The 21063-nt window shown below is 71.3% G+C and carries 17 protein-coding genes; 6 read left to right on the top strand and 11 right to left on the bottom strand.

Going from position 1 to position 21063, the window contains the following annotated elements; all coding sequences use genetic code 11:
* Window positions 1-13: 13 nt before the first annotated feature.
* The 3 genes from EAD89_RS16950 to EAD89_RS16940 all read right to left on the bottom strand — a co-directional run bounded on the left by EAD89_RS16950 (window position 14) and on the right by EAD89_RS16940 (window position 2681).
* A complete protein-coding gene (locus EAD89_RS16950; RefSeq protein WP_121655598.1) occupies window positions 14-721 on the bottom strand; it encodes an ABC transporter ATP-binding protein in 708 nt (235 codons plus the stop codon).
* A gap of 195 nt (window positions 722-916) precedes the next feature.
* Window positions 917-1702, bottom strand: a complete 786-nt coding sequence (locus EAD89_RS16945) for an ABC transporter ATP-binding protein (RefSeq protein WP_121655561.1) — start codon at window positions 1700-1702, stop codon at window positions 917-919.
* Between the two features lie 136 nt (window positions 1703-1838).
* Window positions 1839-2681, bottom strand: a complete 843-nt coding sequence (locus EAD89_RS16940) for an alpha/beta hydrolase (RefSeq protein WP_233578769.1) — start codon at window positions 2679-2681, stop codon at window positions 1839-1841.
* A gap of 323 nt (window positions 2682-3004) precedes the next feature.
* On the opposite strand from EAD89_RS16940, the gene EAD89_RS16935 reads away from it, so the two are divergent.
* Entirely contained in the window at window positions 3005-5266 is a 2262-nt protein-coding gene (locus EAD89_RS16935) for a catalase (RefSeq protein ID WP_121676421.1), read from the top strand.
* 65 nt (window positions 5267-5331) lie between these two features.
* Here EAD89_RS16935 and EAD89_RS16930 read toward each other — a convergent pair whose 3' ends face one another.
* Window positions 5332-5748, bottom strand: a complete 417-nt coding sequence (locus EAD89_RS16930) for an NUDIX domain-containing protein (protein WP_121676420.1) — start codon at window positions 5746-5748, stop codon at window positions 5332-5334.
* Window positions 5749-5853: 105 nt separating this feature from the next.
* Complete coding sequence (locus EAD89_RS16925) at window positions 5854-6729, bottom strand: LLM class F420-dependent oxidoreductase (protein WP_121676419.1); 876 nt, start codon at window positions 6727-6729, stop codon at window positions 5854-5856.
* A gap of 105 nt (window positions 6730-6834) precedes the next feature.
* Here EAD89_RS16925 and EAD89_RS16920 point away from each other — a divergent pair, with 105 nt between their 5' ends.
* The 3 genes from EAD89_RS16920 to EAD89_RS16910 are packed head-to-tail and all read left to right on the top strand — an operon-like array spanning window position 6835 to window position 10144.
* A complete protein-coding gene (locus EAD89_RS16920) occupies window positions 6835-7986 on the top strand; it encodes an acyltransferase (protein ID WP_121676418.1) in 1152 nt (383 codons plus the stop codon).
* A complete protein-coding gene (gene alr / locus EAD89_RS16915; RefSeq protein ID WP_121676417.1) occupies window positions 7983-9125 on the top strand; it encodes an alanine racemase in 1143 nt (380 codons plus the stop codon). The genes EAD89_RS16920 and alr overlap by 4 nt, the downstream gene beginning before the upstream one ends.
* Window positions 9122-10144: a D-alanine--D-alanine ligase family protein gene (locus tag EAD89_RS16910; protein WP_121676416.1), complete on the top strand. Its 1023-nt coding sequence runs from the start codon at window positions 9122-9124 to the stop codon at window positions 10142-10144. Before alr ends, EAD89_RS16910 begins: the two co-directional genes overlap by 4 nt.
* A 16-nt stretch (window positions 10145-10160) precedes the next feature.
* Here the strand turns inward: EAD89_RS16910 and EAD89_RS16905 are convergent, their stop codons facing one another.
* The 4 genes from EAD89_RS16905 to EAD89_RS16890 are packed head-to-tail and all read right to left on the bottom strand — an operon-like array spanning window position 10161 to window position 13906.
* Window positions 10161-10667 carry a hypothetical protein gene (locus EAD89_RS16905; protein ID WP_233578766.1) on the bottom strand — a complete coding sequence of 169 codons (507 nt, stop codon included), beginning with the start codon at window positions 10665-10667 and terminating at the stop codon, window positions 10161-10163.
* A complete protein-coding gene (locus EAD89_RS16900) occupies window positions 10664-12139 on the bottom strand; it encodes a HAMP domain-containing sensor histidine kinase (RefSeq protein ID WP_121676415.1) in 1476 nt (491 codons plus the stop codon). The genes EAD89_RS16905 and EAD89_RS16900 overlap by 4 nt, the downstream gene beginning before the upstream one ends.
* Window positions 12136-12831 (bottom strand): response regulator transcription factor, encoded by a 696-nt coding sequence (locus EAD89_RS16895; RefSeq protein ID WP_158610748.1) that lies wholly within the window; start codon window positions 12829-12831, stop codon window positions 12136-12138. The genes EAD89_RS16900 and EAD89_RS16895 overlap by 4 nt, the downstream gene beginning before the upstream one ends.
* A 28-nt stretch (window positions 12832-12859) precedes the next feature.
* Entirely contained in the window at window positions 12860-13906 is a 1047-nt protein-coding gene (locus EAD89_RS16890; protein WP_158610747.1) for a phosphatase PAP2 family protein, read from the bottom strand.
* 343 nt (window positions 13907-14249) lie between these two features.
* Between EAD89_RS16890 and EAD89_RS16885 the strand changes: the two genes are divergently transcribed.
* Window positions 14250-14765 (top strand): winged helix-turn-helix domain-containing protein, encoded by a 516-nt coding sequence (locus EAD89_RS16885; protein WP_121655572.1) that lies wholly within the window; start codon window positions 14250-14252, stop codon window positions 14763-14765.
* Window positions 14766-14840: 75 nt separating this feature from the next.
* On the opposite strand, the gene EAD89_RS16880 is transcribed toward EAD89_RS16885, so the two are convergent.
* Window positions 14841-19211: a S8 family serine peptidase gene (locus EAD89_RS16880; protein ID WP_233578764.1), complete on the bottom strand. Its 4371-nt coding sequence runs from the start codon at window positions 19209-19211 to the stop codon at window positions 14841-14843.
* Between the two features lie 326 nt (window positions 19212-19537).
* On the opposite strand from EAD89_RS16880, the gene EAD89_RS16875 reads away from it, so the two are divergent.
* A complete protein-coding gene (locus tag EAD89_RS16875; protein ID WP_233578763.1) occupies window positions 19538-20089 on the top strand; it encodes a winged helix-turn-helix domain-containing protein in 552 nt (183 codons plus the stop codon).
* Between the two features lie 52 nt (window positions 20090-20141).
* On the opposite strand, the gene EAD89_RS16870 is transcribed toward EAD89_RS16875, so the two are convergent.
* A complete protein-coding gene (locus EAD89_RS16870) occupies window positions 20142-21038 on the bottom strand; it encodes a diiron oxygenase (protein WP_121655575.1) in 897 nt (298 codons plus the stop codon).
* Window positions 21039-21063: the final 25 nt, after the last annotated feature.

The raw sequence follows: 21063 nt of genomic DNA, 5'->3' as shown, positions 1-21063 counted from the left end.
GACGAGGTGGTGGTCAGAAACCGAGGTACGCGTGCCGCAGCTCGACGTCGTCGCGGAGCGTGGCGGCCGGGGCGGCGGTCACCACCCGGCCGAGGGACATCACCACGCCCTGGTCGGCGATGGCGAGCGCGCTCCGCACGTTCTGCTCGACCAGCAGCACGGTCAGGCCGGTCTGGTCGCGTAGTTGACGGAGCAGAGCCATCGTCCGGGCCACCACCCGCGGCGCCAGGCCGAGCGACGGCTCGTCGAGCAGCAGCAGGCGGGGCCGGCCGACCAGCGCCCGGCCGAGCGCCAGCATCTGACGCTCGCCACCGGAGAGCTGATGGCCGAGATGCCGACGGCGCCGGGCCAGCGGCTCGAACAGCTCATAGACCTCGTCGAGGGCGCGACCGGCGTCGGCCCGGTCGCGTCGCCACAGCCCGCCGAGCCGCAGATTCTCGTCGACGGTGAGCTCGCTGATCACGCCCCGCCCCTCCGGCACGTGCGCCATGCCGCGCCGGACGAGCTGCTCCACCGGCGTCCCACGCAGGTCCTCCCCGGCGAGAAGGACCTGGCCGGCGACGGGACGGATCATGCCGGAGAGCGCGCGCAGCAGAGTGGTCTTGCCGGCGCCGTTCGCGCCGACCACCGCGGCGATGGTGCCGGCCGGGACGGTGAGATCGATGGCCTGGAGCACGGGCGCGGCGCCGTACCCGGCCACCAACCCGCGCACCACGAGCAGGTCGGAGGCGCTGGTGGTGTCATCTTCCGTTCGCGACTGCGGGGCTCGCAAACCCGGCTCACTCCTCGCGCTCACGGGGTGCCGCCTTTCGTTCGCGACTGCGGGGCTCGCAAACCCGGCTCACTCCTCGCGCTCACGGGGTGCCGCCTTTCGTTCGCGACTGCGGGGCTCGCAAACCCGGCTCACTCCTCGCGCTCACGTGGTGACCTCGTCGACGGCGGCTCCGAGATAGGCGTCGGTGACCGCCGGGTCGTCGCGGATCTCGTCGGGCGGGCCGGCGGCGATCACCTTGCCGAAGTCCAGCACCACGATCTCGTCGCAGACGGCCATCACCAGGTCCATGTGGTGCTCGACCAGCAGCACCGCGCAGGGGTCGGCGTCCCGCCGGGGAAGCTGCCGAACCAGCTCCGCCAGCTCGGTGATGTCGTCGGCCCCGAGACCACCGGCGGGTTCGTCGAGCAGGAGCAGCCGGGGCCGGGCGGCGAGCGCGCGGGCCAGGGCGACCCGCTGGCGTACGGCGAAGGGCAGGGTGGTCGGCGCGGCGTCGGCGTGCCCGGCGATGCCCAGGTCGTCGAGGATGTCCAGGGCGTGCTGGCGCAGCCGTCGCTCGTCACGGTCGCTGCTGGGCAGACCGAGCAACGCCGGGACGAAGCCGGCCCGTGCGGTGTGCGAGGCGCCGGTCATCACGTTCTCCAGCACGGTGAGCCCGGCGAAGAGCCCGGTCCCCTGCAGGGTCCGGGCGATGCCGAGCCGGGTCAGCCGGTGCGGTCGTGGCCGCAGCGGCTGGCCGTCGAGGGTGAGCGATCCCGTCTCCGGCGCGACGAAGCCGCAGATCACGTTGAACAACGTGGTCTTGCCGGCGCCGTTGGGCCCGATGACGCCCACCACCCGGTTGGGTGCCACCCGCAGCGACACGTCGTCGAGGGCGGTGAGGCCGCCGAAACGTACGCCGATGTGGTGTAGTTCGAGACCGCGATCCATCACCCATCCCTCTGTTGTGGCGGGTGTTATTTACACTCGCAGTGTACGTTTCTCGGGTACCGCGTCAAGACCTTCAATGCCCGCATCAGACACGCGGACGGGGCGGCCGCCACCGGCGACCGCCCCGTGGTCACGCTCAGGCGCTGGGGCAGGTGTTGCGGTACTCCTCGATCTGCAGGCCGCTCGGCCCCGGGCAGAGGAAGGGCTCGTAGCGGGTGTCGTTGTCGACGAACCGCTTCAGCCAGGCCACCATCTGCCGCGCGGTCGGCGTGTTCACCGACTGCGGGAAGAAGTGGCTCGCCCCGTTCAGCTCCAGGTACGCCTTCTCGGCGGAGGCCGGGATGCTGTTGTAGAACGGCTCCGAGTGCGACGAGACCGGGGCGACGGTGTCGCTCTCGCCGCCGATGATCAGGGTGGGCACCCGCAGCTCGGACCAGCTCTTGTCGGTGTTCCACGGCGCGAGCGGCACCGCCGCCTGCAACGACGGCCGCGCGGAGGCCGCCTCCAGGCTGCCGCCGCCGCCCATCGAGTGGCCGGCGACCGCGAGCCGACTGCCGTCGATCCGGGTACGCACCGAGCTGCGCTCGACCAGGTAGTCGAGCGCGGCGAGCAGTTGGCGGCCCCGGCTGTCCGGCTGGTCCAGTCGGGAGTTGGTCTCGATGCCGATCACCACGAAGCCGTGCGAGGCGAGCCGCGGCCCGAGCCAGCTGATGCTGGACCAGGCGGCGGTGAAGCCCGGCGAGATGGCGATGGCGCCGAACGTCCCCTCGCTGGTGCTGGTCGGGTAGTAGATGACGCCGCCGCCGAAGCCGGAGACGCTGAGCGAGGACACGTTCTGCGAGGACGTGGCGAAGGGACCGCGGCTGGCCTCCAGGATCGCGGTGGTCGGGGCGGGGCCCCGCTCGTACGGGTTCTCCGCCGCCTGCGCGGCGCCGGAGGGTCCGGCCAGGAGACCGCCGGCGACCAGGGCGGCGGCCATCGCGAGCCGGGCGGCTCGGGCGGCCATGGAACGGGGACGGGTGGTGGTTGGTGACGACACGTCGGGCACTCCCTAGAGTCGAGGGATATCGACGTGCGTCAGTGTTGGCGTCCCCGTCCGGTCACCGCATCGGTGAAATCACCAGTCCCGCCGGCCGGCCCACCGACGAGCCGGTGCCACCACCACGGCGCGGCGCTCACCGGCGGACGCCGTCGCCCCGCCGGTGAGCACACGGCGGGGCGTTTGATGCGTTTTGACCCTCAGGCCAGGGGTAGGGAGTCGGGAGCCCGCTCGCACACGCTCCATGGAGAGGTTCGTTCATAGTGGATTCCAGCAAGCCCGCCGAAGCGGTCAAGCACGCCGTGAAGACGGCCTCAGAGAAGATCGCCGACATCCTGACGCCGGACGTCCCGGGTGCACCGGGCAGCGCGCCGCCGACCGTCGAGGAGCCCACGACGCCGCACGACCCGCTCCCGCCGAAGAAGGAGCAGGGCGCCCCGCAGACCCGCACGCCGACCGGCGCGGAGACCGGCGCGCCGACGACCGCCAACGGTCAGCAGGGCGCCTTCCTCACCACCGCACAGGGAGCGCGGCTCCGCGACACCGACCACTCCCTCAAGGCCGGACCACGCGGCCCCGTCCTGCTCCAGGACCATCACCTGCGCGAGAAGATCACGCACTTCGACCATGAGCGCATTCCCGAGCGCGTGGTGCACGCCCGTGGCACCGGCGCACACGGCGTCTTCACCGCGTACGGCACCGCGGAGGGAGTCACGAGGGCCGGCTTCCTCAAGAAGGGACGGCAGACCGAGGTCTTCGTCCGGTTCTCCACCGTCCTCGGCTCGCGCGGTTCCGCCGACACGGTCCGCGACACCCGCGGTTTCGCGACCAAGTTCTACACCGACGAGGGCACGTTCGACCTGGTCGGCAACAACATCCCGGTGTTCTTCATCCAGGACGCCATCAAGTTCCCCGACATCATCCACGCCGGCAAGCCGCACCCGGACCGGGAGATCCCGCAGGCGCAGAGCGCACACGACACCTTCTGGGACTTCGTCTCGCTGCACACCGAGGCGCAGCACCACACGATCTGGAACATGTCCGACCGGGGCATCCCGCGGTCGTACCGGACGATGGAGGGCTTCGGCGTCCACACCTTCCGCCTCGTCAACGAGGCCGGGGAGACGGCGCTGGCCAAGTTCCACTGGAAGCCCAAGCTCGGCGTGCACTCCCTGACCTGGGAGGAGGCACAGATGCTGGGCGGCGTGGACCCGGACTTCCACCGCCGGGACCTCTACGACGCCATCGAGGCCGGCGCGTTTCCGGAATGGGAACTCGGCATCCAGGTCTTCCCGGACACCCCCGAGGAGACCTTCGCGGGGATCGACCTGCTGGACCCGACGAAGATCGTGCCGGAGGAGTTGGCACCGGTGCAGCCCGTCGGGACACTGACGCTCAACCGGACGCCGACGAACTTCTTCGCGGAGACCGAGCAGGTCGCCTTCCACCTCGGCCACCTCCCGCCGGGCATCGACGTCACGAACGACCCGCTGCTGCAGGGCCGGCTGTTCTCGTACGTCGACACGCAGCTCACCCGGCTCGGCGGACCGAACTTCTCCCAGATCCCGATCAACCGGCCGCACGCCCCGGTCAACGACATGCTCCGCGACGGCTTCCACCAGCACGCCGTCCACGCGGGGGTCGCGCCGTACCGGCCGAACTCGCTCGACGGCGGCAACCCGTTCCCGGCGGGCGATGACGAACACGCGTTCCTCGACGTGCCGGTGAAGGTCGCGGAGGCGCCCAAGGTCCGCGCGAACCCCGCCTCGTTCGACGACCACTTCAGCCAGGCGCGCCTGTTCTGGCTGAGCATGTCGCCGGTCGAGAAGGAGCACATCATCCGCGCCTACACCTTCGAGCTGGGCAAGTGCTACCACCAGGCGATCAAGGAACGCCAGCTCCAGTGCCTCGCCAACATCGACCCGGTGCTGTGCGCGCAGGTCGCCACCGGTCTGGGCCTGCCCGCGCCGGAGCCGACCGTGCCGCTCGCCGACGCCACGCCCAGCCCCGCGCTGTCGCAGGTCGGCGGGGAGTGGCCGGCCGACGGCCGCATGATCGGGATCGTCGTCGACCCCGATTCCGACCTCGACGGCGTCAACCAGGTACGCGAAGCCGTGTTCGAGGCCGGCATGGTGCCCCTCCTGATCGCCCCGCACGGCGGCACGGTCGGCAACCTGCCCGTACAGCGGACCTTCGCCACCGGTCGATCTGTCGAGTTCGACGCGCTCCTGCTGGCCGGGGCGCCGGCGCCCGCCCCCGATGCCATCCCCGCCCGCGACGACAAGGCGGGGACGCCGGACCGGACCACCGTGGATCCCCGCGTGCTGCTTCTCGTCCAGGAGTGCTGGCGGCACGCCAAGGCGATCGGCGCCTGGGGCGCCGGCGGCAACGTGCTGGAGCAGGCCGGCGTGACCGGCACTCCCGGTGTCGTCACGGCCGGCACCGGCGTCGAAGCCCTGAGTGCGGTACGGCAGCTGATGGCCGCGCACCGCGTGTGGGACCGGTTCCCCGCCTCGGTCGCCTGACACGACCAACTGTCGACGAGGGCTGTCCTCCGGTTCGCCCGGAGGTCAGCCCTCGTCAGCGCGGTTCACCACGCGTTGTCGTGAGCGAGCACCCGGTTGATCGCCGCACGGATGTACGGGGGAATTCGCAGCTCCGGGAGGCGCTGCGGCGGAAAGAATCGCAACTCGACACCCTCGGAGAGGATGAGTCGTTCCGGTCGGCCGGTCCAGCGCCCGGCGAAGAAGGTGATCAGCTGTCCCGACCCGAACTCGTCCCTGATTTGAAAGAGCTCAACGAACCCGTCGGCGGTCAGACCCGCCTCCTCGGCGAGTTCACGCTCGATGGCCGCACGCGGGCTCTCCCCCGGATCGCAACCCCCACCCAGGACGCTCCAGTAGCCGGGCCAGGAGATCCCCGGGATGTCGTCCCGCAGGTGCAGAAGAAGATCGCCGACATCGTCGAAGATCAGGGCGACCGCGCCCTGCGGCTCCTCAGACGTCATGCCGCGACCGCCTCCATCGGGTGGTGGAACCTGCTCTTCCTGACAGCAGATTTCGACGGACGACGTCGGCCTTTGTGTGCCTCGGACCATTCCCGTCGACCAGAGTCAGCCGATGTCGGCCAACCGCGGCAGCACCTCGTCGCCGAGCCGCCGGGCGAACTCCACCGGGTGGCGGTCCGGCGTGACCTGCACCTCGGTGACCCCGAGCGCGGCGTACGAGGACACCTCGGCGAGGAACGCGTCGACGTCGACCAGGGGCGGCTGGTGGGCGACCACGGTCTTGGCGATGGTGTCGTAGTCACGGCCCTCCGCGTCGCAGTGCCCGCGCAGCACGTCCAACTTCCGCGCCACGTCGTCGGCGCCGGCGGCCGTGCCGAACAGGTTGCAGGCGTCGGCGTACCGGGCGACCAGGAGCAGGGTCTTCTTCTCGCCACCGCCGCCGATCATGATGGGCGGGTGCGGGCGGCTCAACGGCTGCGGCGAGTTGATCGTCTCGGCGAGCTGGTAGTGCCGTCCGGCGAACGGCCCGTTGTCGTCGCTCCACATCTGCCGCACGATGCGCAGCGTCTCCTCCAGCCGCTCGAACCGTTCGGCCATGGGGACCACGGGGACGCCGAGCCCGCGCTGCTCCCGCTCGTACCAGGACGCGCCGATCCCGAGCCGGGCCCGGCCGCCGGAGAGCACGTCGAGGGTCGTCACGGTCTTGGCGAGCAGCCCCGGGTACCGGTACATCACGCCGGTGACCAGCACGCCCAGCGTCATCCGTTGCGTCTTCGCCGCGACGAAGCCCAGCGTGGTGTACGCCTCCAGCATCGGCTCCTCGGCCGCCGCCACCGCCTCCATCTGGAAGAAGTGGTCCATCACCGTGAACGACGCGACGCCGGCCTGCTCGGCGGTGGTCGCCGCCTCGGCCAGGGTCGGTGCGATCGCCGCCGCCTCGGCCGGGGTCGAGTAGGTCCAGTAGTGCAGTCCGAGTTTCATCCCTCGCCACCTCCGCACCGAGCCTAGTGGCCCCGCCGACATCCATTACCGGTTCATGACACTTCACGGATCACCCGGGGATATCCGACTGACACCTTCGGTCGGGTGATCCGACAGCCGACAACCACCGACGCCCGGCCACCCGAGCATGAGCCCGACGGTACGCACGTCCGGTTCCGCCACCGGAGGCACCGGACGCTGTCCGGCACCACCGCGGGACGGCCACACCGAGCGGAGTGGGCCGACGCCGCGAAGGGCGTCTGCATCATCCTGGTCGTTCTGTGGCACGTGGTGGTCAAGGACTACCTGCAGATCGACTGGCACATCGGCGTACCGGTGCCGGGTCTGTGGGGAACGGTGGGTGAGCAGTTCCTGCCGCTGCGGATGCCGCTGTTCTTCACCATCTCCGGTGTCTTCGCGGCGAACGCCGTCCAGCGGCCCTGGCGGGTCGTCGCCCGCAGCCGGATCGCGGGGTTCCTCTACCTGTACGCCGTCTGGCTGCTGATCCACACCGCGATCCTCGCCGCGGTCCCGGACTTTCCGACCGACCGGGCCACGTCGGTCCCCGGTCTGCTGGAGCAGCTCACCGTCACGCCCTCCAACCTCTGGTACCTGTACGCGCTGGCGCTCTACTTCACGATCGCCAAGGTCGTCCGCCGGGCCCCCCGCGTACTGGTTCTGGCACCCGCCGCGACGCTGTCCGCCGTCGCCGCCGCCGGCCTGCTCGCCACACCCGGCAACCGCGCCGGCCTGTACCAGAACCTGATCTTCTTTCTCGCCGGCCTGTACCTGCGGCCCCGGATCGAACGCTGGGCGCCCACCGCCACCGGGCGCCGGCTCGCGCTGACCTCGGGCGCCTACGTCCTCGCGCTCGCCGCGATGGCGGCTGCCGGCGCGCAGCGATGGTTCGGCGTGTGGCCGGTGGTCTCCGTCGTGGCGGTCGCCTTCGGCATCACGGCCGCCGCCCGGCTGGGCCGGTGGCCCGCCCTCAGCACCCGGCTCGCCACGCTCGGCCGCAGCACCCTGCCCATCTACGTCATCCACATGCCGGTGCTGGCGCTGCTGCACCGGCTGCTGCTCGGGCCGGTCTCCGGGCTCGACCAGGTCGGCCAGGGCCTGCTCGTGCTCAGCTACCCGATCGTGCTGACCGGGCTCGTGATCGGCGCAAGCCTGGCCATCCACCGCGGCCTCCTGGCGGTCCACGCGCGCTGGCTGTTCGCCCTCCCCGAACACCGGCGGGTGGAGGCGGCCGGATGAGCGCCCTGGGCGAGGCGGTGATCGACCTCGACGCGATCGCCCGCAACGTGCGGATGATCGCGGCGGTCGCCGGCACCCCGCTGATGGCCGTGGTGAAGGCGGACGGGTTCGGCCACGGCGCGGTGCCGGTCGCGCGGGCCGCGCTGCGTGCCGGCGCCGGCTGGCTCGGGGTGACCTCGGCGTCCGAGGCGCTGGCCCTGCGTGCGGCGGGCATCACCGCACCCACGCTGAGCTGGTTGCACCGCCCCGACGACGACTTCGGCCAGTTGATCGCCGCCGGCGTCGACATCGGCGTGTCGACCACGACCCACCTGCATGCTGTCGTCGACGCCGCCCACCGGCTCGGTGTGCCGGCGACGGTGCAGCTCAAGGCGGACACCGGGCTGTCCCGCAACGGGGCCGCCGGCGACGACTGGCCCGAACTGGTCGGCTGGGCCCGCAAGTACGAGGTGGAGGGCGGGGTCCGGGTGCGCGGCGTGTGGTCGCACCTGACCGACGCCGACGAACCGGGCAGCCCCCGGCTCGTCCCTCAGGTGGCGGCCTTCGAGGAGGCGCTGCGGGTCGCCCGGTCCGCCGGCCTCGACCCGGACCTGGTGCACCTGGCCAACTCCGCGGCCGCGCTGGCGGCGCCCCGGACCCGCTTCGATCTCTGCCGGATCGGGCTCGCGCTGTACGGCGTGGATCCGTTCGGCCCGAGCGGTCCCGGCGACGTCGGGCTACACGCCGCCATGACCCTGCGTACGACCGTGGTCAACGTGAAGCGGGTGCCGGCCGGAACCGGTGTCTCCTACGGACCCGGGTACGTGACCCGCGCCCCGACCACCCTGGCCCTGCTGCCGCTCGGCTACGCCGACGGCCTGACCCGGGCCGCCGAGGGCCGCGCCGAGGTGTGGCTGGGCGGCCGGCGTCGCCCGATCGCCGGACGCATCGCCATGGACCAGTGCGTGGTCGACGCGGGCGACCGTCCCGTGGCGATCGGGGATCCGGTCGTGGTGTTCGGCCCCGGACACGGGGACCGTGCCCAGCCGACCGTCGCCGATTGGGCGCGGTGGGCCGGCACGAACCCACACGAGATCTTGACCGGTGTCGGGGCCCGGGTGGCCCGCGACCACCTCCAGGAAAGGGCGGAAACGTCATGACGATCCGACTGGCAGTGCTGTATGGCGGGCAGAGCGGCGAGCACGAGGTGTCCCGCCGTTCGGCGGAGAGCATCCTCGCCGGCCTGGACCGCAAGAGGTACCAGGTCACCGAGGTGCTCATCGGTCGGGACGGCGGGTGGCACGTCGACGGCCGTCCGGTGCCACTCCCCCTGGCGCTGCGCGTGCTGCGCGCCCAGGACGTGGTGTTCCCGGCCCTGCACGGCCCGTACGGCGAGGACGGCACCGTCGCGTCGCTGCTGGAGTGGCTCGGGGTGCCGTACGTCGGCAACGGCGTCTTCGCGAGCGCGGCCGGCATGGACAAGGGCGTCACCAAACGCCTGCTCGCCGCGGAGGGCCTGCGGGTCAGCCCCGGGGTGACCCTGCGTCCCGGCGAGGAGCTGTCCCCGGCCGAGCAGCGACGGCTGGGCCTGCCGGTGTTCGTCAAGCCCGCCCGGGCCGGCTCCAGCCTGGGCGTGGTCAAGGTGACCGACTGGGCGCGATTTCCCGCCGCGCTGCGGCAGGCCCGGGAGGTCGACCCGAAGGTGCTGGTCGAGCAGGGTGCGCGGGGACGGGAGATCGACGTGGCCGTCCTCCAGCATCCCGACGGCCGGGTGCAGGCCGGGCCACCGTTGGAGATCAGGGTGGCCGGCGCCGGCTTCTTCGACTACCACGCGAAGTACGACGGCGGGGCGGTCTTCCAGATCCCCGCCCCGCTCGACCCGGCCACCACCGAGGTGCTTCAGGACCGCGCGATCCGCGCCTTCGACGCCCTCGACTGCCGGGGGTTGCTGCGCGTCGACTTCTTCCTGCCCACGCAGGGATCCACCGAGCCCATCGTGAACGAGGTGAACACGTTCCCGGGGTTCACCACCGCGTCGCAGTTCCCCCAGATCTGGCAGCAGGCGGGAATCGGGTTCGCCAGCCTGCTCGACATCCTGATCTCCGGTGCGCTGACCAGTCCGGGCCGGATCCGGGCCGGCGGGCTGCCCCGGCCGGCACGAGCGGTCGACCTGGTCTGAGGGGCCGTCGCCCCGGTCACTTGATCGGACAGGGCCGGGGCGGGCGGGCGCCGTCCGGCCCGGCGATGGTGACCGGGGCGAAGCTGTCCCCACCTCCGGTGACCGCCACGGCAAGGGCCGCGGTGCAGATGATCTGGTCGGCCGCGCCCGTCGACAACGGCAGCACCGGACCCGTCATCGTCACCGTGAGGCCGGATCCGTCGGCCGTCCACGTCACCGGGGAGGCCGGGACGAGGCCGGCCGGCACCTCGCTGACGAGACCCTGGCTCCGCTCGGACTCGCCCGGACCCGCCGCCAGCAACCCGAGCGTCTGCTCGGGCGAGACGGTGATCCCCTTGGTCTCGCGGATGACCAGCGCGGGCCGTCCGTGCGAGAGCAGGTAGAGGCCGACGCCCACGGCCGGGCCGGTCGTCGCGGAGCGGCCGGTGATGACCCCGCTGGGCCGGACCCCGCAGCCCGTCGCGAGCAGCGTGAGCAGGAGCACGCCGGTGAGCAACGCCCGGGCCGCCCGGCGGCCGGTCACCGTACGCCTCCGGCGTCCGCCGCGACCGCCGTGTCCGTGGCCACCCGGGGCAGCCGGAGCGTGAACACCGCGCCGCCCGACGGGTCGTTGCCCGCGATGAGACTGCCGGGCTCCCCGGCGTGCTGGTGCAGGCGCGCGTTCTCCCACGCGATGGCGAGCCCGAGGCCGCTGCCCTCCGAGCGGGTCCGGGCGGTGTCCGCCTTGTAGAAGCGGTCGAACACGTGCGGCAGCACCTCCGGGTCCAGCCCCGGCCCGTGGTCGCGGACCTCGATGGTGATCCAGTCCGGCTCGGCGCGCAGGCGTACGGACACCGGCTCGGCCCCGTGCCGGAACGCGTTGCCGACCAGGTTGGCGACGATGACGTCGAGCCGGCGGGGGTCCAGCCGGGCGAGAACTCCGGACGGCAGCTGCGCGCGTACCCGATCGGCCCAGCCCCGGACCCGCAGGGTCGCGGTCACCGCCGCGGCCACGTCGACGTCGTCGAGGGCGAGTCGCGCCGTCCCGGAGTCGAACCTGCTGACCTCGATGAGATCGTTGACCAACTGGGTGAGGTTCTGCGTCTCCTGGCTGACGAGCCGGGCGGCCCGGCCGGCATCTCCGGGCAGCCGGTCCGCCTCCTCGTCGAGCACGTCGGTGACCGCCGTCATCGCGGCCAGGGGCGTGCGGAGTTCGTGGGACACGTCGGCCACGAAGCGTCGGGCGTCGGCCTCCATCCGTCGCAGCTCACCGACCTGCCGCTCCAGCGTCCCCGCGGTGTCGTTGAAGGTCCGCGCCACGTCGGCCAGCTCGTCGACCCCCCGGACCGCCAGCCGGGTGGTCAGGTCGCCCTCACCCAGCCGGCGCGCCGCCCGGCCCAGCTCGCGGACCGGCCGCAGAACTCCCCGGGCGGCCAGCAGCGCCAGCAGGACGGCGAGGACCAGGGAGAGCCCGCCGGTCAGCCACGCCAGGGTGGCGAGCCGGTCGACGCTCTGCTGCTCGGAGGCGAGGCTGCGCACCGTGTAGACCTCCAGGCCGGACGGCATGGGCGTGCCGTCGGGCCGGTCGATCTCCAGCTGGGTCCCGATGAGCAGCACGGGCTCTCCGTCGCGCGAGACGCGTTGCCAGGCGAGGACGCCATCCCCGACCGCCTGCCGCAGCTCCGGGGTGAGCGGCTCGGGCACCTGAGCGCCCTGCGCCCGCATGTCCCGGTAGAGGACCACCGCGAACCCCTCCCGGTCGGAGAGGCGCTGGGCCAGCGTGTCGAGGTCCTCCTGGGACGGCGGGATCCGGCGTAGCGGGTAGACCTTCGTGAGTTGGTCGGTCAGCGACGCCACGGCCGCGTCCTGCGCCTGCTGGAGGATGACCTTCCGGGCCTGGAAGTAGCTTCCGCTGGCCACCACCGCCGTGGTGGTCACGCCCAGCAACGCGAAGGCCAGCAGCAGCCGGACCCGCAGGCCCGACGCCCGGCCACCGGCCCAGCGCCACGGCGTCACAGCGGCCCGAACCGGTATCCGAAACCGCGTACCGTCTGGATGAAGACCGGCGCCGACGAGTCGTCCTCGATCTTGGCGCGCAGCCTCTGCACGCAGGCGTCCACCAGCCGCGAGTCGCCGAGGTACCCGTGCTCCCACACGGCCTCCAGCAGTTGCTGGCGGCTCAGCACCTGGCCCGGCGTCTGCGCGAGTTCGAGCAGCAGACGCAGCTCCGTCGGGGCGAGGCTGACCGGCACGCCATCCTTGCTGACCACCAGCGCGGATCGGTCGATGCTGAGGCCACCGTGCTCCTCGGGGCCGGACCGTTCGCCGGCGGTGCGGCGCGACTCGCCAGCGGTCCGCCGCAGCACGGCACGGATACGCGCCTCGAGCACCCGGGGCTGCACGGGCTTGACCACGTAGTCGTCGGCGCCGGCCTCCAGGCCCGCCACCACGTCCATGTCGTCGTTGCGGGCGGTGAGCATGATGATCGGAAGGTCGCCGAGCTGCCGGATCCGGCGGCAGACCTCGAACCCGTCCATCCCGGGCAGCATGAGATCGAGGACCACGACGTCGGCCGGGACCGCCCGCAGGCGGTCCAAACCCTGCTCACCGGTCGCCACGGCATCGACCGTGTGGCCCTGCCGGGTGAGCGCCAGTTGCAACCCGTCGCGCACCGTCTGGTGGTCTTCGATCAGCAGGACCTGGGACATGTCGCCAAGTATCCCATCATGAATAGATTTACCCATCCGTCGATGTCCGGGCCGTCGGGTATGAGCCCTGTGGCGTCCCGCCATGCCCGCTGTCCGACGTCGGGTGCCCCTGGGCACGGCGCCCCAGCCGGGTTGGGACGACGAATTCCGCCGACCTAAACAGGAACACCACCGAGCCCACCGCCAGCATCGTCACCCCGGTCACCACCGCGATGGCGACCAGCAGCCCGGACTGCACCGACGCGGCCAGACCGGGCAGCACCACCAGAAGCGCCCAGAGCAGCACAGCCAGCCCCACGGTCCCCTCGACCAACCGGCGGCCCACAGCGCTGTCCGGTCCGCGGCGCGGACCGGCGCCGCCGCCCGGGTCGGCGTCACCGCGCCGACCCGCGGCCAGCGCCGCCGCTGCCAGGTAGAACAGCGTCACGCCCAGCAGGACGCCGCCGAGCGCGTCGCTGAAGCGGTGCCACCCAGCGATCATGGTGGCCGAGGCGATCACCGAGACACCCGCCGCGCCCGGCACCGCCAGCCAGCGTCGGGCCCACCTGGGCAGGACCAGCATGAACGCGAGCAGCAGCGCCGTCGCGGCCGCGACGTGCCCACTGGGGAAGCTGTTGTGGGTGCTGGAGCTGACGATCTGGAAGTCCGCGCGGGGAAGCACCGACTTCACCGCACCGGCCACCACCACCGCCAAGAGGACCATGCCGACGCCGACCACTCCGGCCAGCAGCCGCCGGCAGAGCACGCCCACCAGCAGCACCGTGCCGAGCAGGACGGCCAGCAGCATCGGGCTGCCGAAGGTGGCCAGCACGGTCCGGGCCGGATCCACCAGGACGGTCTGCTGTTCGTAGCCCCCGCCCCGCTCGGCGCGCGGCAGGAGCAGCCCGTCCAGCCACTGACCGGGGTGGGTTCGCACGAAGACGGCGCAGGTGACGCCCAGGGCGAGCAGGTGGCCCAGGGCCGCCCCGAGCAGCAGCCGGCCCAGGGGCGCGGCTGCGCGGACACGTGGCAGCGGTCGCGCCGGCTGCGGGCCGGGCGCCGACCGTCCGATGTGGTACGACGATCCGATGGACATACGGGCCATCGTCGGCCCGCCAGGTCCGGACGGCGTCCGCGGATTGTCTTCGTTCTGTCACAGTTCCCGGCCCCCGCCACAGGAGATCGGGCGGACCGGGCCGGTACGCGAGCGGCCGGAGGGTGCCGCAGCGTCGATACCGCTAACTCCCCCGCAAATCCTGCCAAGTTGGATCGAATGACTTATGTAAAGCGTGAAAGGTCATTCATATGCTTGCATGCAACTATGTTTTACCCTGCCGAGACGCAATAGCACTAAGGTCAGGACGCCGATCAACAATGTTTCGGTCGGCGGTGCGAAAACCATCCGGAGTGAGTTGGGGAACCGGAAGGGGTTGGGGAAAATGCAGGAGATTCCGGTCGCCTCCCTGGTCATCGGCATCGCGTCCTCGCCGGCCGAGCGCAGACAGCTGGCCCGGCTGCTCGGCGGCAGTGACGCCTTCCTGATCGTCTCGAATGTCGACCAGGCGCGGGAGTTTCTCGGGGTGGTCGAGATGCCGGCCGCCGCCGCGGTGATACCCACCGCCCAGAGCGTGGTCGCCGAGGCGGCGCAGAGCGCGCAGACGCCGCCACCTCCCGACCTGGCGGTCGATTCCGACCGGCGGGTCCTGCGGTGGCGCGACCGGGAGATCGACCTGACCCGGTTGGAGCACGACGTCCTGCTCTGCCTCGTCGACGCGCCCGGGCAGGTCTGGACCTACGAGCGACTGCACCTTGAGGTCTGGGGCAACCGGCACCTCGGCCGCGGCTCGGACATGCACTCCGTGATCCGCCGCGTACGCCGCAAACTCGCCCGCCTCAACGCCGCGGCGACGATCCACGCGGTCCGCGGCGTCGGTTTCCGGCTCGCGCCGGTCTGACCGCCGGGAGACATGGTCCGGCCCGCCTGGTCGGCGACCAGGCGGGCCGGATCTGTCAGCTACCGGTCAGGCGTTTCAGCACCGGACGGGAGACAACCCGAAATTCTCCACCGTTGGCGTGGTGGTGTCGATCCTCGTCTGACGGGTCTGCGGCTTCCAGCCGTCCTTGGCGACGATCATCGTGAGCGGGTTGTTCCGACGGTCCACCCAGTAGGCGTACTTGCCCTGGGCGTCGGTGGCGAAGGTCCACGACATGGCCCACGAGTCGACCTGGACCACCGCGCCGGCGATCGGCGCGCTCGCACCCGCACAGCTGGTCCCGGTCACCGTGCCCATCAGCTTGCCCCACGTCTTCGGAGGCGTCGCGGTCATGGTCACCGCCACCGGCGCCACCGTGTACGGCGTGTTCTCCTTGATGCCGACCGAGCCGGAGTAGGTGCCCGGCTGGTCCACGTTCGCCGTCATGCCGACGGTGACCGTGACCTTCTGACCCGGCGTCAGGGTGACCGCCGACTTGTCGATCGTCATCCAGCTGACATCGGCCGCCGCCTCGGCGCAACCCTCGAACCCGGGCAGCACCTCGCTGTCCGGCGCCGCGCTGAAGCTGCCGGACGAGCCGCCGATCTTGTAGAAGCCGCACGCCGCGCCACCGCGGTACCGCGCGGTGTTGGAGTTCGGCAGGTTCGACCACGAGCTGGTGCCCGGGTCGTAGGCGAAGCCGGCGTTGCTGATGGCCCCACCCTGCGAACCACCGACGACGAGGAGCTTGCCGCTCGCGACAGCGAACGAGCTGGCCCAGTTGTCGACCGGCGCGTCGGCGATGGCGGTCCAGGTGTTGGCACCCGGGTCGAAGGAGTAGCTGGCCTTCTGCGAGGCGGCCCCGTCGTTGCCGCCGGTGCAGTAGATGGTGCCGTCGATCCCGCCGCAGGAGGCGAACGCCACCGACTTCGGGTAGTTGGCCATCGTCTCCCAGCTGTCGCTGCCCGGGTCGTACCGGACGACGGTGTTCGACATCGGCGTACAGGCCGCCGTGGTGCAGCCGCCGATGGCGTACAGCTTGCCGTCGACCACCGCCTGCGCGGCGGCGGCTCTCGGCGCCGGGTTGTCGGCCAGCTCCGTCCAGGTGTTCGCCGCCGGGTCGTACGACCAGGTGGCGGAGTCCGGGCCGCCGTCCGCCCAGCCGCCGGTCGCGATGATCTTCCCGTCCACGACGCCCACCGCCAGGGCGTTGCGGGCACCGGGGAGATCGGCGATCGCCGTCCAGGTCTGGGCCACCGCGTCGTACGCGTAGTTCTTCGTGGTCGAGCTCGACCCGTCGCCGCCGCCGATCGAGTACACCTTGCCGTCCAGGGTCACCACCCGGTTGTCCATGATGTTGGCCGGGTAGTCGGTGATGTCCGTCCACGGCGCGGCCTGGGGGCCGACCGCGGCGGGGGTCGCCATCGCCGCCTTGCCGGACGCCTTGGCGGCGAACGACGTCGGGACGGTGAGCCGCTGCTCCGGTGCGCCGGTGGCGCCGAGCACCTGCTGACTGGTGATGCGGGATCCGTCCGCCCGGAGGAGTTCGAATCCGTTGTCGCGCTCACTGAACTCGACCTCGACCGGCGCCCCGCCGGTGTTGGTCACCGTGAACGTCCTGCTGGCCTTGCCGTTGGGCATCTGCACCGTCGCGCTGAGCTGAGCCGGCGTCACCGCCAGCCGACCGGCCGCGAGCTGGAAGTTCGCGGTGGTCGCCCAGTCGGCCTGGACGTCGACCTGCTTGCTCTGGCTGACGTAGTTGCCGGCCGTCGCGGTGAACTTGTGCGTCCCGGTCAGCGTCGAGTAGAGCCAGTAGAAGCCGTCGGCCAGCTCCGGGTCGTCCGGGGTCGCCACGGTCACGGCCTTCTCGGTGGGCCGGTCGACACTGGTGACGGTGGCGCCGTTGACGTAGCTGTTGTCGTTCTTGTCGCGGACGTTACCGACGACCAGACCGCCGTCGACCGGCACGCAGGTGACCTGGCTGCCGATCAGTACGTTGTCGACCTCCCACCACCACTCGTACGAGGCGTCGTAGTAGTGGAACCGCACCTGGACCTGCGCCTTGCCGGCCGCCTGCGGGATCGGGATCTCGGTGACCTTCGGCCCCCGGACGTCCGTCTCCTGCCGGAGCACGTTCGTCCAGGTGGCACCGCCGTCGATGCTGAGATCGACATCGGCGGTGTCGTCGGCCAGCTGGTTGAAGTCCTGGTTGAACCGGATGACCGGGGCCGTGACGTCGGTCAGGTTGACCACCGGGCTGACCAGGGAGCTGTCCTGGCTGCCACCGGCTCCGTAGGCGTCGCTGTCGATCACCGCGAAGTTGCCGGTGCCGCCGGTCAGGTTGCCGCGGGCGCCGTCGTCCGTGAACTTCCAGACCTGGCCCTTGCCCGCGTTGTCCACCACGGACCAGCCGGCCGGCACGGTGGTGCCGTCGAAGGTCTCGTACTCACCGTCGGAGCCGAACGTGTAGCCGGGCGCCGTCGTGCAGGTGGTGGTGTCCACCGGCACCGCGACGTTGGCGGTCACGTTGCGCGAGCCGACCACGACCTCCTTGGTGACGGTCTGGTAGCCCGGGTACTGCGTCTCGTACTTCAGGGTGTACGTCTGCCCGGCCGGCAGCTTGATGCTGTAGCGGCCGTTCACCGGCGTGGTGTAGTCGTACACGCCCGACACGCCGGTCACCGTGACCTTGGCGTACAGCGGCCAGCCGTGTCCGGACCCGTCGGTGACCGCACCGCTGACGTTGACGCTCGCCACCGCCGTCAGCGCGACGTTGAGGGTCGTCGTCGCGCCCTCGGTGACGGTCGCCGACTTCGTCGAGCTGGCGTACCCGAACGCCGCCACGGCGACCTGGTAGTCACCGATCGGGAGCGTGGTCGAGTACTTGCCGTCCGCGCCGGTGGTCACCTCACGGCCGGTCGGTCCGGTCAGCGTGAGGGTGGCGCCGGCGATCGGGCTGCCGGTGGTCGCGTCGGTGACCGTGCCGGCCAGGGTGCCGGTGTCGCCGGTCGGGGCGGCGTTGAGCAGGGCGAGAGCGTCCAGTCGGCCTTCGCCGTAGACGTTGTTGTCCGCCGGAGTGCCACCGCACTGGTCGTCGGCCTTGTCGATCGCGGTGCCGTTGAGCAGCGCACGGGTCGCGTTGACGTCACCGACCAACGACGGGGCAGCCGAGTACAGCAGGGCGATCGCGCCCGCGAGGTGCGGGGCGGCCATCGACGTGCCGCTGATGCTGCCGTAGGAGCTGCCCGGGATGCTCGACCGGACGTTCACGCCCGGCGCCGAGATGTTGGGCTTGATCTCGCCGTTCTGTCCGACCCCCCGGGCCGAGAAGCCCGCGACGTTGTTGTTGATGTCGTACGCGCCGGTCGAGTAGTTGCTGACGAGGCTGCCCGGCGAACCACTGGTCTGGCATGCCGGCCCGCTGTTGCCGTTGGACCAGACACCGAAGATCCCGGAGGCGGCCCAGGCGAGGGTCACGTCCTCCATGAAGGGCTCGTTGGACGGGTTCTGGGTGCCCCACGAGTTGTTGATGATGTTCGGTCGCTTGCCCGCGTCCGCGTTCTCGCCGTTGAGGTCCGTCGGCTCGAGCATCCACTGACCGGACTCGACCAGGGCGGCGTCGCTGGGGCAGCAGCCGTTCGCCGCGATCCACTTGACGCCGGGGGCGACACCGATCTGGTTCGCGCCGTCGGAGCCGGCCATGGTGCCCATCGTGTGCGTACCGTGGCCATCGCTGTCACAGGGCGCGGTCGCGCAGGTCCCGGCGGCGTTGAACCAGTTGTAGTTGTGGTCGAACGTGCCGTCGCCGTTGTTGCCGCGGTAGGAGTTGACCAACGCCGGGTGGTCGAACTGGACCCCGGTGTCGATGTTCGCGATGGTGATGCCCTCGCCCGTGGCGCCGTACTGGGACCAGACGTCGTCGGCGTTGATGTTCGCGATACCCCACTCGAGGGCGTTCACGGTCTTCTCGTCGGTGCCCTTGGTGACCTCGGGCACCTTGTAGGCGACCGGAGCGTAGAGACCCTCCACCTCCGGGTGGGCGGCGAACTTCTGCGCCATCGCCAGCGAGCCGCTGCTCACCTTGATGGCGTTGGTCGCCCAGAAGGTCTGGTACTTCGCGCCCGAGCCGTCGAGATCGGCCCGGATCTTGCCCTGGCTCTCGGCGGCGGTCTTGCGCAGTGCCTCGGCGACCGCGGCGCCCCGCTTCGACCAGTCCTTGATGGCACTGGCCTTGCTCAGGTCCGCCCGGTCCTTGAACCGGATCCAGAAGTCCCCTTCGCTCTTGGCCTGGAGCTGCTTCGCGAGCTCCGGTCGGATCTTGTCTCCCGGAGCGGCGCCGGCCCCCGTCGCGCCGGGCGCGGCCTGCGCGCCCGAGCTGATACTGGCCAGGCATGTCGCGGCGAGGATCATCGCCGCACCGGCGCTCACCAGTGATCTGGCGGTGCGCCTCCATCGTGGACGTCTGAACATCGGTGCTGCCTCCCTCAGAACGACCCAGGGTGAAAAATGGGCCATGGTGAAGGTGCAGGGGGTCCGTCTCGAATGGAACCGAGCGGACGAACCCCTTCATGCCCCCCCATGCACCGCGCGGGTCACGCCGGTTGCCCGAGTGGACACTATGATCGAGAAGAAAGGACGATCAAGAACTTGCCGTGAGCAACTTGTCGCTAACGGTTGCCAGGCTGGCGGCACGCTTGCCAAACACTGTCAGGACCATGACGGAAGCTGGGCATGATGATGCCCATGGATCCCGGGTGGGTGCTGTGGCCGAGGACGACGAAGCGGCGGTGGACGGGTCCGAGCCGGTTGACGAGCCGTTTCCGCTGCTGATCGCGGTGACCTCCTCGCCGACCGAGCGGATCCGGCTCGCGGAACGCCTTGAGGGCATCGCGCCGCTGCTGCTGGTGGCCGACCTCGACGAGCTGCGCCGGCTGATCGCCACTCCCCCGGGCCCCGCCGGGGCACCGTCCCAGCCGGCGCCCGCCGCCCCGACCGACTCCGCCCTGGTCATCGACTCACCCCGGTCCACCGCCCGCTGCCAGGACCGCGAGGTCGACCTGACCCGGCTCGAACACGACCTGCTGATCTGCCTGACCACCGAGCCGATCCGGGTGTGGAGCTACGCCGAGCTGCACCGGTCGGTCTGGCGCGACGAAGGGCGCGAGCGCAAGGCCGACGTCCAGTCGCTGGTGAAGCGGCTGCGCCGCAAGCTGCACGACCTCGGCACCGGCGCCACGATCGAGGCCGTACGCGGCGTCGGGTTGCGGCTGACCGACCGCCAGGAGCCGCGGATCGGGCGGGCCTGACGCGGCTGCCTGATGTGGGCAGCGCCCCGGTGGCCCACCTGCCGGCGAACCGTCAGATCAGCCCGGCGCGGGTCCACAGCAGACGTCCCGGCCCGGCCACCAGGCCCACGCCCGCCAGGTGGGTGTGCACCCGCTCCGCCGACCAGCGCAGGGTGGCTCGCCAGTGCGGGTTGGCGCGGGCGGCGGCCCGGCCGACCGCCGGCGGAATACCCACCGCCGCGTACGCGTCCGGATGAACCAGGCGGTTGGCGATGGTGTGGGCGGCACGGCCGACCAACAGCCGGGCGTACGACATGCTCAGCGGGCCCGCGGCCTCGACCTGGCCGGCCAGTTCCTCGCGGGCGAACCGGACGTGCCGTGCCTCCTCCACCACGTGGATGCGCGACACCATCCGGATGAGCGGCTGGAGCGATTCGTCCGCCATGATCTCGCGCTGGAACGCGTCGAGGATCTCCTCCGCGATGAGGATCGCGGCGTACATGCGGGGGCCGCTGGCGGTCGCCTTGAGGAACCGGCCGAGCAGGTGATCCCTCGTGCTGGCCCGGTAGACCGGGCAGCCCATCGCCTCGATCAGCCGACCGAACATGATGGAGTGCCGGCACTCGTCGGCGACCTCGGTCAACGCGTACTGCGCCTGTCGACTGGTCGGATCGGCGTCGTAGTACTCCCGGATCAGCATCTGCATGAGGATCGTCTCGAACCACAGCCCGGCGCTGGCCGCGCTGGCGACCTCGTGCTTGGTGAGCTCGACGCGCTGCTCCTCGCTGAGCTGGGCCCAGAGCGGGGTGCCGTAGAGGCTGCTGCGGTGCGGCGGGAGCCAGTAGGCGCCCGGGACGTGTGGCGCGTCCCAGTCGATCTCGACGACCGGGTCGTAGCTGGTACGTAGCGAGGACGTGAGCAGTCGTTCGGCGACCGCCGCGCGCTCGGATTCCGCCGGTGCCGCGTCCATGGCCCCTCCATATTGACGTGACGTC

Source organism: Micromonospora sp. BL4, from assembly GCF_003667505.1.
Classification (GTDB): domain Bacteria; phylum Actinomycetota; class Actinomycetes; order Mycobacteriales; family Micromonosporaceae; genus Micromonospora.
The sequence above is the reverse complement of the archived record's forward strand: the minus strand, read 5'-3'. Positions and strand labels throughout refer to the sequence as shown.